At 35.2% G+C, this 12,647-nt stretch carries 8 protein-coding genes; 3 read left to right on the forward strand and 5 right to left on the reverse strand.

Annotation, left to right across the window (positions count from 1 at the left end):
* Positions 1-35: 35 nt before the first annotated feature.
* From H600_RS0104265 to H600_RS0104285, 5 genes are all read right to left on the reverse strand, one after another.
* On the reverse strand, positions 36-1,325 hold the full coding sequence (locus H600_RS0104265; RefSeq protein ID WP_026727630.1) for a glucosidase family protein: 1,290 nt from the start codon (positions 1,323-1,325) through the stop codon (positions 36-38).
* A gap of 63 nt (positions 1,326-1,388) precedes the next feature.
* The gene (locus H600_RS0104270) at positions 1,389-3,770 is read right to left on the reverse strand and encodes a GH92 family glycosyl hydrolase (RefSeq protein ID WP_026727631.1); all 2,382 of its coding nucleotides are present in this window, start codon (positions 3,768-3,770) and stop codon (positions 1,389-1,391) included.
* A 19-nt stretch (positions 3,771-3,789) separates the two neighbouring features.
* Entirely contained in the window at positions 3,790-5,175 is a 1,386-nt protein-coding gene (locus tag H600_RS0104275) for a sugar porter family MFS transporter (RefSeq protein WP_051234363.1), read from the reverse strand.
* Between the two features lie 102 nt (positions 5,176-5,277).
* Positions 5,278-7,059: a class I mannose-6-phosphate isomerase gene (locus H600_RS0104280; RefSeq protein ID WP_051234364.1), complete on the reverse strand. Its 1,782-nt coding sequence runs from the start codon at positions 7,057-7,059 to the stop codon at positions 5,278-5,280.
* An 81-nt stretch (positions 7,060-7,140) separates the two neighbouring features.
* On the reverse strand, positions 7,141-7,917 hold the full coding sequence (locus H600_RS0104285; protein WP_209320114.1) for a GntR family transcriptional regulator: 777 nt from the start codon (positions 7,915-7,917) through the stop codon (positions 7,141-7,143).
* Positions 7,918-8,308: 391 nt separating this feature from the next.
* Between H600_RS0104285 and H600_RS0104290 the strand changes: the two genes are divergently transcribed.
* The 3 genes from H600_RS0104290 to H600_RS0104300 all read left to right on the forward strand — a co-directional run bounded on the left by H600_RS0104290 (position 8,309) and on the right by H600_RS0104300 (position 12,622).
* Entirely contained in the window at positions 8,309-9,979 is a 1,671-nt protein-coding gene (locus tag H600_RS0104290) for a GLPGLI family protein (RefSeq protein ID WP_026727635.1), read from the forward strand.
* A 330-nt stretch (positions 9,980-10,309) separates the two neighbouring features.
* Entirely contained in the window at positions 10,310-11,641 is a 1,332-nt protein-coding gene (locus H600_RS0104295) for an alpha-L-fucosidase (RefSeq protein WP_026727636.1), read from the forward strand.
* A 12-nt stretch (positions 11,642-11,653) separates the two neighbouring features.
* The gene (locus tag H600_RS0104300; RefSeq protein WP_035108367.1) at positions 11,654-12,622 is read left to right on the forward strand and encodes a M20/M25/M40 family metallo-hydrolase; all 969 of its coding nucleotides are present in this window, start codon (positions 11,654-11,656) and stop codon (positions 12,620-12,622) included.
* The last annotated feature ends 25 nt before the right edge of the window (positions 12,623-12,647 follow it).

A 12,647-nucleotide genomic window follows, 5' to 3' on the forward strand; every position in this document is an offset into this window, starting at 1 on the left:
GAAACAATTTTATAATTGTCTACACTTTCACATTCTTATTTAGTCAGATTTTCAAACATTACAATTGTTGTATACAAAACTCCCGCCTCTCCTCTGAAAGTTCCTGATCCTCTTGGTTCATTTTTTATAGAGTACCATTCGTAGAAACCATTATTATCCTTTACACGTTTTAGCATTGGCTGCACTTCTCTATACGCTTCTTCGATGTAACCGTATTTAATTAATTGCTGAATCGTTCTTGCACCAAACCAAGTCCAATCGCCTCCGTTTTGATAGCTGTACTCCGGATTCATTATTTTGTTCACAAAAAAGCCATTTGGATAAGGAGGATAAAGCGTTAGGCCAATAGAAGGCGCACCAGCCTCTTTCACTCTTTTCACCATTTCATCCAAAGACGCTTTCACTTCTTCTCTACTCAACAAACCTGCTTCCATAGCAACGGTTGTACCTCCAAAATAGAAAATATTATTTTCATCAAAATCAGCTGGAAATGGCGATCCATTTAAATATAAATGCGGAATAAATTTTTGTTTTTTAGAATCCCAAAGATATGTACGTGTGTTTTTTGCCACCTCTTTTCTGATTTTTTGCCATTTATTTTTTGTCGAAGGAAGCATTTCCATCATGTTATTTAATGCCACAATAAACATCGCATTGTCGTAAATATCAATGGCAAAATGAGTATTTTTATCTAAATCGACTCCCCATCCATGTTCTGGTTGAACATCACCCCAATCTGCTGTTGTTGCTCCTGTAATCAGACCGTATTTTTTAGAATAGCGATTCTTCATCAAAAATTCCATTGCCCATTCTAATCTTTTTGCAACAGTTTTGTCACCAACTTTTTCTGTCAAAATTGATTTGTCACCGGTTAACTCAATATATTTATAAACAGCTTGTACTAATGAAGTTTCTTGGTCTGTTTCTACCGTATTTTTATGGGCAGCATATCTTGGCTCTAATTTAGAATACGAAAAATCAGTTTCGCCCGCTCCAATTTGTTCTTTTGGCGTATATCCGTCAATAATATTTCCATCTTCGCCCTGCATTCTAAAAAACACTAAAAGATTTTCTTTTATAGCCTCCTTTTTACTTACCTGTACAGCAAGTTCAATAAAAGTATTATAATCACGAATCCAAACTTCTCGATAACCATCGCCAGCATTAACTCCGGTTTTCATTACTTCTAGAGCTTTGTCTTTTACAAAAGGAATATAAGGATCATTTTTAATCTTTTCAGACAGCTTTTTGTCAATTGTCTGTTGTTGTGCAGTAAGTGTCAGCGCAAAAGCAAATGCCATTGCTGACGAGAATATTTTTTTCATGTTTATAAAATTTGATTTATCGCAATAGATGGTTTCGATTTTAGTTAAAGCTAACAAATGAGATTATTTACTTGTACTCATTGATGGCGGTGGTGTTTTTACGCCCCAATGTGTATTCGGTTTTGCTCCCATTTCAAAAAGCAAAACGCCACCGTCGGTTAATTTTTTTCTATCTATCCAAGCATTTTCAACTTTTTTCCCATTGAAAGTAGCCGATTGAATGTATTTGTTTTGCTTCGAATTATTTTTGGCTTCGATTATCAATTCGTCACCTTTATAGTATTTTTTATCTAATTTGACTGTTACTCTATCAAACAAAGGGCTTCCAAATTGAAAAGTTGGATTCATTGCTGCATGTCCCTGAACATCAAATAATCCCATTGAAGCCATTACGAACCACGCGCCTAATTGTCCTTGATCTTCGTCCTGACCATATCCATAGCCATGAAGTGGTTCTGCTCCGTAGAATTCATCACAAATCATGCGGGACCATTTTTGCGTAAGCCAAGGTTTACCTGAATAATTAAACAGAAAGGAATGATGCAGGCAAGGCTGATTTCCGTGGTTGTAAAGCATTTCTAATCCCGAAAAACTATCAATTCCGTTTCCTCCTCCAAAAGTTGACTTTTGGCTTTCGTTAAAAGTAGTTTCTAAACGCTTATTGAATAAATCCACCCCCAATGTTTTGATTAATCCGGCAGGATCTTGAGGAACATACCAAGTATATTGATAAGCATTGGCTTCTTGAAAACCTCTCCAAGCTTGCATTGGATTAAAATTTTCGATAAACTTTCCATCCTGATAGCGCGGACGAATAAATTTAGTTTCTGGATCAAAAATGTTTTTCCAATTTCCTGCCTGCTTGCTCAGTTTTTTATAATCTTCTTTTTTTCCTAAAGCTTTTGCAAACTGTGAAACTCCGTACGAAGTATATGCAAATTCAAGCGTATGCGATGCTCCAAAATTAAATACCCATCCGTTGGCAAGTGTTGTATCTTTTGACGGAATGTATCCTTCTTTTACAAAATAAGCCAAATCATACTTACCGGAACCAAATGGACGATCTCGATAACCGGTTTCATTTTTATAAGCAATTTGATAAGCTTCTTGAACATTAAAATCACGAATTCCTGAATTGTAAGTTGCCGCGATCATCAATCCAAAACAATTTGTTTGCACACCATTTGAATGTGCTCCTGCCGCTACTCCATCATGCAACCAGCCTGTTTCTTTTGCAAAATCAAGATTCGACTGAATATATTCGCTTAAATAATCTGGATAGGCTAAAGCCCAAAGCTGTCCCAAATTCCAAAATCCACCCCAAATTCCATCAGTGTTGTAATGATTGTATTTTGGTTTTCCGTTGCCATCTAAAGCAATCTGACCTATTTTTCCATCATGTCTCGGGTAATTCCCATTCACATCGCTAGCTAATCCACGGCCTAAAAGCGCGTGATACAATCCAGTGTAGAATTTTACTTTGTTGATACTGTCTTTCGTTTCAACCTTGATTCGGCCTAATTTCTCATTCCATTTTTCATGAGCTGCGATTTTTACAGCATCAAAAGTTTGTCCTGCAGCTTCCGTTTTTAGGTTCAATTTTGCATTTTCAATACTGGTGTACGAAAGTCCCACTTGCATTTCTATAATTTCACCTTTTTTAGTAGCAAAATTGACATACATTCCGTTCCCAATTCCTTTTGTTTGAGATTTACCTCCAAAACTTTTATCTTCAACAAAAGAACCATAAGACACTGGCATTTTGCTCAATTGAATTACAAAATACATTTTGACGCGTTTTTCAGGATCGCAGAATTTTAAATATTCTGGATACGTTTCTATCGTTCCTTCTAAAGTATTTTTACCCGAAAGTTTCATTGTTGCTTCAGTAACGCCACTGCTTTCCCCCTGACGATGCCCGATATCGAAAATAATGCGTGATGTTGCCGATTCTGGAAAAGTATAACGATGAAAACCAACTCTTTCTGTTGCTGTCAATTCCGCCTTAATGCCATATTCTTTTAAAAAAACCGAATAATAACCCGGTTCAGCATGTTCGTCTTTTTTATCAAATGAAGATCGGTAGCCAGTTTCAGGTTTTTCTAGAGTTCCAGGAGTTGTTTGTAATTTTCCCGTGACTGGCATCGCAACCAATCCGCCAATTTGAAATTCATGAAAATGTCCAAAACCTTCAATTGAATGATGTCGATCGTCGTAACCGCAAGGCGCCCAACTGCCGCCACTTCCGTAAGCATTGGTGTGTGGCGCTAATTTTGCCATTCCAAAAGGAAGTGAAGCCGGCGTATAAAAAAACCAGCGTCCGTGTACCGAACCTATTTGCGGATCTACCCAAGAGGCAGGATTAAAATCGTCCTTTTTCTCCGAACAAGAAAAAATCGACAACACTCCTACTAGTAAGATTATCTTATTTAAAACTGTTTTCATATATCTTCTTATTAAACTTTTATTGTTCCAAATTCCAAGATTTCTCAATCTCTTCAAGGCTTTTTCCTTTTGTTTCAAATAATTTCTTTTTTGCGTACACGAAGGAAAGAATACAGAAGAAAGAGAAAATAAAAAATGTCGTTGCTATTCCTAGACCGTCTCTCATCATTGGAAAAAGCAAATTCACCAGCCAATCAGACACCCACATGGTCATAATACAAATAGATAAAGCCGTGCCTCGTATGTGAGTAGGGAAAATTTCAGTCGAGATTACAAATTTTAATGGCCCTAGTGAAAAAGCAAAAAACAATAGGAATAAAATAATACTAAACAACATAAACCAGCCCGTGATGTTCATTAGGAAACAAAAACCCGTTAATGCTAATGCAAAAGCAGCACATAATGAACCTATAATATACAAAGGTCTGCGTCCCCAAGTATCTACTTTTGAAATTGCAATGAAAGTAAAAAGCACATTGGCAGATCCTAATATAACCTGATAAAACAAGGCATCGCTAGTCACAATACCAGCCGATTTCAAAATAGTTGGACCGTAAAAAATCACACCATTAATACCACTGAATTGAGACAGAGCTGTTAACACCATTGCCAAAACCAGCAGTTTTCGCAAAGGCAAACGAAGCATTTCTTTTATGCCACCAGATTTTTGTCCTGACATTTCTTTAATAGAATGCAGTTCTAGTTGTGCTTTTTCGGCGCCATTTATTTTATCGAGTATTTCAAAAGCTTTTTCGTTTAAACCAAATTGCACCAACCAACGCGGACTTTCTGGAACTATAAGCAGCAATAAACAAAATGCTCCTGCAGGAATAACTCCAACGATGAACATACCACGCCAAACATTTTCTACAAACAACCAATATAGAAAACCTTGACCGGTTCCAGAGTAGCTTGAAGCGTATCGTTGCAAGAAAAAATTGCTGATGTATGCGGCCAGAACACCAATAGTTATAGCAAGCTGATAAAAAACAACTAACTGTCCGCGTTTGTGTGAAGGTGCTATTTCTGAAATATAAAGTGGCGACACATTCGAAGCCACACCAACTCCCATACCGGCAAGTACGCGAAATAAAATCAGCATAGAATAGGCTTCCGAAAATGCAAAACCAATGGCACTAATTAAAAATAAAATCGCAGACACAAATAATACTTTTTTCCTTCCGATTTTATCACTCAAATAACCTGAAAAAGCAACACCAACAATACAGCCCAATAATGCACAAGAAACAAACAATCCTTCCTGAGCAGACGATAATTGATATTGTAATTTTAAAGGCTCAATGATCCCACTGACCACAGCCATGTCAAATCCAAATAAAAAACCACCCAATGCCGCAATAAGCGTTATTAGAGAAATAAAATAGCTTGGTTCTTTTGTTTTCATAATATTTATAGGTTATTTTTTCTGGCTGATTAAAATAATTTTGTTAATCAAAAGGGTTTCACTTTTCTACTTTATGACTTTTGACTTGCGACTTTATGACTTTTAGCACCAGCTGTCTTTTACATAGGAAACTACTACAAATGCTTTTTTATCACTCTTGTGATTGATTTTATATTTTGGAACATTCGCCGGAATTACAAAAGTCTCCCCATATTTAAAATTTTGACTTGTTTTGCCTGAACTTACTTCGGCAATATCGCCTTCTACCAGCATGCAAATATGGCATTGTCCGAGTGTTTCAATTTCGATTTCGCCTGTAAACTCATAGCGGTCAACAGCATAAAAATGTTCTTCGTGAGTTGACAAACTCATTTTTCTTCCGTTTGAAAATTCTTTGGCAACATTTTGCTTCGAAATAAATTCATCAGCAACTCTTTCTCCTTTTCTATCGAAATAGACATTCTTAAATCCGTGGTCAATATTAATAGGACGTGGTTTTCCATCTAATCCTGGTCGTACCCAGTCGTACATTTTAAAAGTGAAAATATAGGGCGTACTGCTGATTTCTAAAACCATATTATTCTTGCCCGAAGCATGAATAGTTCCGTTTGGAATCAAGAACAAATCGTGTTTGCTTGCTTTGAATTTCTGAACATATTTTAAGATGTCAATTTCTTCAGCTTTTTCCTGAGATTCGATTAAAGCATTTTTAAATTCTTCTGGATCAATATCATTTTGGAAACCAAGATACACTTCAGCATCATCTTCGCAATCCAGAATATAATAGGTTTCATCCTGTGTAAAAGATTCTCCAAAATTTTCTTTTATATAGTCGGGACGCGGATGACATTGTACGGAGAGATTTCCTCCATCAAAAGTGTCTAAATAATCAAACCGAATTGGGAAATCATTTCCAAAACGATCTGCCGCTTTTCCTAAAACCTTTTTATTATCGCGAAACATCAAAAAATCAAAAGAAACTTCTAATAAATTATTATTTCCTTCTAAAACAATTCCGTTTTCTGGTGTTATCAATTCAAATGACCAAGCATAATTCACTTCATCCTGATTCAAATCTTCAATATGATTTTTCATCCAATCGCCACCCCAAACTCCAGCTTCAAACCAAGGTCGGGCGCGAATTGGGCTTTCAAGCATCAAATCCATTCCTGCTCTGAAATCATCACCTTGCATCCAAGTAATTTCATCAATTCGCTGTTCATCAACAATCAAATCTATTTTTGGCAACAAACGCTCTTTATGCAAATTCAAAACCGGCCATTCGATAAAATACAATCTTTTATAAATCTGCGAATATGGCAAAGAAGTCGTACAACCGATATTTCTTGTGGCCCCTGCTCGCATTCGGTATTGAATTTCGTTTTTAGGAACATCCACATAAACCAAAAATCCTTGCCAATTTGCCAAAGAAGCTCCCGTACCATAAACGATAGAAATATCTGCCGAAGCATCAGGTTGAAGTTCTTGCAATTTTTCACTATCGAAAAAATCCGAAAGTTCACCTAAATATTTCTTTCCAAAAACCGGATCATCTCCGTTTAGATTTGGCCCAATTATTTTATTGATTTCGTCAGAATATTTCAGACAAGAATCGATATTGTACCAACGGACGTTTTTCTTTTTTTCAAGCAAAGTCGCATTCAGTTGTTGCCTAAAATTATTCCACAAAACACCTCCAAATCCATCAATAACAATTGTTTTATAACCCGAAATTTGATCCGCCAAAGAATCAAATCTGACAAAAATTTCAGAATTGACAGAAAATGAAGGAAAAACATTGTATGATGCATCTTCTTTTAAAACTGCTTTTATCGGCAATAATGGTTGCGTGGTTTTTCTTTGGGAGGGAATTTCTTTTGCCATTGTATTTTACTTTTCTTCACTGCAATAAAAATCGAACTCAAAATGTTGCGTCCGACATCATCACAGAAAACAATAATTAATTTAAATTGAGCGTTTTATTTCGATCGTGTAGGTAAACCAATCATTTCGATAATAACAAATATTATATTCAATTGGCCTTCTGGCGGTATCTAGGACTACCCTTTTTCTTTCTAAAACAGGCTGATTTTTTTCAATTTTCAAAACGCTTGCAATTCGCTTATTCGCTGCGATCGCTTTAAGTTCTTCCTGCGAGTAAACTGGAACTACGTTATACTTATTACCAAGTATTTCATAAAGAGGCGTTTCAAAATTTTCATCAATTGAAAGCCCAATTCTTGGATGGAAATAAGATTCAAAATAAACCATCGGACTATCATCAATACTTCGCGTTCGTTGCAAAAGAAGCACATCGTCGCCTTCATTGATTTGCAGATGTTTGGCTACTTTAGCACTAGCCTGAACGATTTCCACATTTAAATAAAGATTTTTAAATTCCAATCCCATATCTTCCATTTCATGAGTAAAACTCATCCAATTGTTCAGATTTGTTGAAATTCGATTTTGAGAAACGCGCGTTCCTGATCCTTTCTTTCGAACCAATAATTTCTCATTTACCAAAACAGCAATTGCTTGGCGAAGTGTATTCCGGGAAATTCCCCATCGTTTGGCCAAATCAACTTCTTTTGGAAACAATTTCCCACTTTTAAAATCGGGATGTTTGATCAATTCACGCAATAAATCCTCTACTTGTTTGTGCAATGGGATTTTGCTGTCATGATCTAATAACGGTATTTTGTTCATATGTTCATACATATCGCAAATGTAGCTATTTTTCATTATCAACAAAATTATTTTTAAAAAATCATAATACATTGATTACTAAACTATTTTACTAAAATATATTTAGTACTAAAACGTTATAGAAGAAATCATTGATTATCAGTACATGAAATAAAATAAATGACTTTTTTTAGTTAAAAGACAATACTATGTTCCTATCGGAGCTGAAAATTTCATACCTTAGCTTTTACGAAATTCGTACTGAAATTCCAGTATAGATCCCATTTTTAAATTTTAAAAAAAAACAATGAAAACCATTTTTTGATTTTTTCATCTTTTTTCGATTTTATTTCATTAAATCGATTTAGTAAAATAATATGATTTAGACACCTTTAACTTAATACATTTCCGTTGCCCTCATTTGAAGCAATTGCAAAACCAAACCAACATGAAAAAAATTACTTTTACATTTCTTGCCTTTTGTATCTTGACAATGTCTTTTGGGCAAAAAACTCCAAAAGCCATAAAAGTCACTTATCAAAGAAGCTATAATGGAAAAATTGCTGAAAACCAAGATCCTTTATTTTTGTTTGCTTCCAAAGAACTGAGTTTGACAACGACCAATAAAATTTTGGAACAAAAAGCAACACTACCCTACGAGCAGACTTTTATTGATTTTAATACCAAAACCATTTCGCAATGGGCACAGCTCAAAAACAAATCGATTCTTAATAATGATACTGAAGCATTAGGAAAACAAAAATTTGAATTCAGCAATGAAACCAAAAAAATCCTGAACTATACCTGCAAAAAAGCAACAACTTCAGTAAACTCCAATAAAATCGAAATTTGGTACACAAATGATTTAGGATTAAAAGGCGGACCATCAGTTTTGGGACAGGATTTAGGTTTAGTTTTAGAAACTATCCGCAATGGAAACAGTGTTGTTACGGCATCAAAAATCGAAATTTTAAAAACAATCCCTTCGATTCTAAAAATTCCGGGGGTACAAGCTGTTGATCAATTGACTTACAAAGATTTATTATGGAAAAGCCGTTTTGTCAATATTCCAATTTTTAACAAAGAGCAAATTCATTTTGTATCTGATGCAAAATCTAACGACAGTATTCTAAGATTTGCCAGCGGAACAGTAATTGTACGAAAAGTAAAATTGCCAGAAATAAAAAAAGGAAGTGCCATTTTTGTTGACGTTACACAACAATCGAATGGCGATGCTTATGACAGAACGGGATCTGTATTTATGATTCCGACGGATAAAAAAATATCTTTTCTTGATGGATTAAAAAATGGAGTGAAATCATTGCCACAATATGAAAATGGAAATGGGAAAAAATACCAAGGTGTAGCGGCAACAGATCAATACACTCCCTTATTGGAATTGATGCGCTTTTTCACTCCTTTTGGTGTAAAACATTTTAACTATTTGCAATTAAAAGATAAAGTTTGGCAAGACAGCGTTTCATATCGTCAGGATATTTCTTTATTGCAACCAAAATTGAGCAATAAAGAAGTTTATATCGGTATGTTTATTGGAAATTATGATGCAGGCGGGCATAAAGCAAGTCTGAATATTACCATTCATGAGGGTGAAGACAACAATACAAAAGCCGATTATATTTTGCCCCTTTTCAACACGCTTAACGTAATGGAAATGGCTGGACAAGAATACGGAACTATGTTTGACAATGAAAAAGGGCTGGAACTGACATTTGAAGTGCCGCAGGGCTATAAAAATTTCAAATTGAGTTACACTACAACTGGACATGGTGGCTGGGAAAATGGCGATGAATTTTTACAGAAAAAAAACACCATTTTCATTGACGGAAAAGAAGTTTTTGGATTTACGCCATGGCGCACCGATTGTGGTTCGTATCGATTGAGCAATCCGGCTTCGGGTAACTTTGGCAATGGTTTATCATCATCTGATTTGAGTCGTTCGAATTGGTGCCCAGGAACAACTACTAATCCGAATTTAATTGATTTAGGAAATCTAGCTCCTGGAAAACATACTATTCGCGTTTCTATCCCAATGGGGAAACCAGAAGGAACCAGCAGCAGCGCATGGAATGTTTCTGGATTTTTGATTGGAGAAAGGTAATTGATAATTAAATTTAGATAAAATCGACTTATTGATTCAGCAGAAGTCTTTCTATATTTAAATTTCTGAAAAAACTAAAATTAACTTGTTGATTATATGTAATTCACAAAAAAACAAACACATAGAAACATAGATTTTATATCCAAAAAAAAGGAGACAAAAAGAAACTAGTTTTTAACACATAGCTTTCTATGTTTGTTGATGCAAGTGAAACGCCTTTTCAAATTAAGTCAGGAACTATGTTTCTATGTGTTAAAAATTATACCAACGAATTAATTTTAGTTTTTCACTATTAAAACCTAACTATCAAACCACCTAATTTCAAAAAAAATGAAAAAAATCACATTTTGCCTGCTGTTTTTCACCATGAGCTTAACGACAATAATTGCTCAAACCTACACTCCAACGGAAGGAAATCTAAAAAGTCGTCAAGAATTTCAGGATGATAAATTCGGAATGTTCATACATTTTGGTCCGTACAGCGTTCTTGGAAATGGCGAATGGATTATGAACAACCAAAACATCAAGGTAACGGAATATGGAAGATTGATCAACGTATTTAATCCGCAAGATTTTGATGCAAAAAAATGGGTTGGTATTGCCAAAGCTGCGGGAATGAAATACATCACTTTTACAACACGTCACCATGATGGCTTTAGTAATTTTGACACTAAATTATCCGACTGGAAAATTACAAATACACATTTCAAAAGAGATTTGCTAAAAGAATTGGCTGATGAATGTCATAAAGAAGGCATCAAATTATTCTGTTACTATTCCCTTTTAGACTGGACCAGAAGCGACTACCAATACGAAACCGGAAAAACTGGAAAAGGAACTGGCAGAACTCAAAAAAGTGACTGGAACAGCTACGTTCGTTTCATGAAAGGACAATTGACCGAAATACTTTCGAATTATGGAAAAATTAGCGGTATTTGGTTTGACGGTCACTGGGATCAATTGGACAATGATACCGATAAAACATTAACTTCAAAAGTCAACTGGCATTATGATGAAATTTATTCTTTGATTCACTCGATTCAGCCGGAATGTTTGATTTCAAACAATCATCATTTATTGCCTATTCAGGGAGAAGATTTTCAGGCTTTCGAAAAGGATTTGCCTGGTGGCAATACAACAGGATTTGGAGGACAATCGATTTCGCAGCTCCCTTTGGAAACTTGCGAAACAATGAATAATTCTTGGGGATTCAATATCAATGACCGAAAATACAAATCGACAAAAGACTTATTGCATTATATGATAAATGCCGCAAGTCTGAACGCGAATTTCCTGCTGAATGTAGGGCCAATGGCCGATGGAACAATTCAGCCCGAATTTGTTCAAACTTTAAAAGAAATAGGAATCTGGATGGACAAAAACGGAAAAAGCATTTACGGAACAAGAGGCAACATAATAAAATCACAAGATTGGGGTGTATTTACGGCAAAAGACAAAACTTTGTTTGCACACATCATCAATACGCCAAAACAAGCAGATTACATTTTTATTCCAGAAATGAAGCAAAAAATCAAAAAATGCTACTTGATGGACAGCAAAAAAGAAATCAAATTCACACAACAGCCAGAAGGAACTTTTGTTTATTTGAATGGCATCAAAATGGACACAATCGATACGATAATAGAAATTCAAATACAATAAATTAATTTTCAAATGTTTAGAAAAATCATTTTCTTCTCTGCTGTTGCTTTTATTACTGCTGAAAGAGGAAACGCACAATCAACATTTTCAGCTGAAAAATTTCTGAAACACGATACCTATCTTGCATCGGATAAATTAGAAGGTCGCTTGGCTGGAACAAAAGGCAATAATGAAGCCGCAGCATATATCAAAAAATATTTCAAAAAATTTGGACTAAAAAAATTCAATGACAATTATTATCAGCCGTTCAAAATTTTCATAAAACCGGATATTAATAAAATGAAATCAGATAGCGTTTCGACCCAAAATGTTGTCGGCTATTTGGAAGGTTCTGATCCTAATCTAAAAAAAGAATTCATTGTTATTGGCGCACATTACGACCATTGGGGATGGGGCGGAAAAGGTTCTGGAAGCAAGAAAAAAGACACGCTTGCTATTCACAATGGAGCTGATGACAATGCTTCGGGAGTTTCGGCTCTTTTGTCTATTTTAGAAGAATTTCATCATTCTAAAACCACTCCGAAAAGAAGCATTATTTTCATTTCTTTTAGCGCTGAAGAAGAAGGTTTATTAGGCTCCAAATACTTTGTCAATCATTTGCCTGTAGATAAAAATGCTGTAAAAGTGATGATCAATATGGATATGGTGGGAAGATTAAATGATAAAAAAGAACTTTATATGGGCGGTGCAGGCACTTTTCCAGATGGTGTTGAACTGATGAAAAAATTAGGTGAAGGCAGCGGACTAAATCCAGTTGTATTTGCTGGAGATGTTGGTGGTTCTGATCATGTTACTTTTTACAAAAACGAAATTTCTGCCGTAGGATTACATACAGGCGGGCATCCACAATATCATACACCGGAAGACGATACTGCCTTAATTAACAGTGAAGGCGGTGCTTTGGTTGCTAAATATATTTATAATGCTTTAGTTTCTATTGCTAATTATGAACAACCGCTGACTTTCATTAAGCAGAATTAAACTTAGCGAAAAAAGAAAACAATAC

The organism is Flavobacterium denitrificans DSM 15936, from assembly GCF_000425445.1.
In the GTDB taxonomy this organism is placed as follows: domain Bacteria; phylum Bacteroidota; class Bacteroidia; order Flavobacteriales; family Flavobacteriaceae; genus Flavobacterium; species Flavobacterium denitrificans.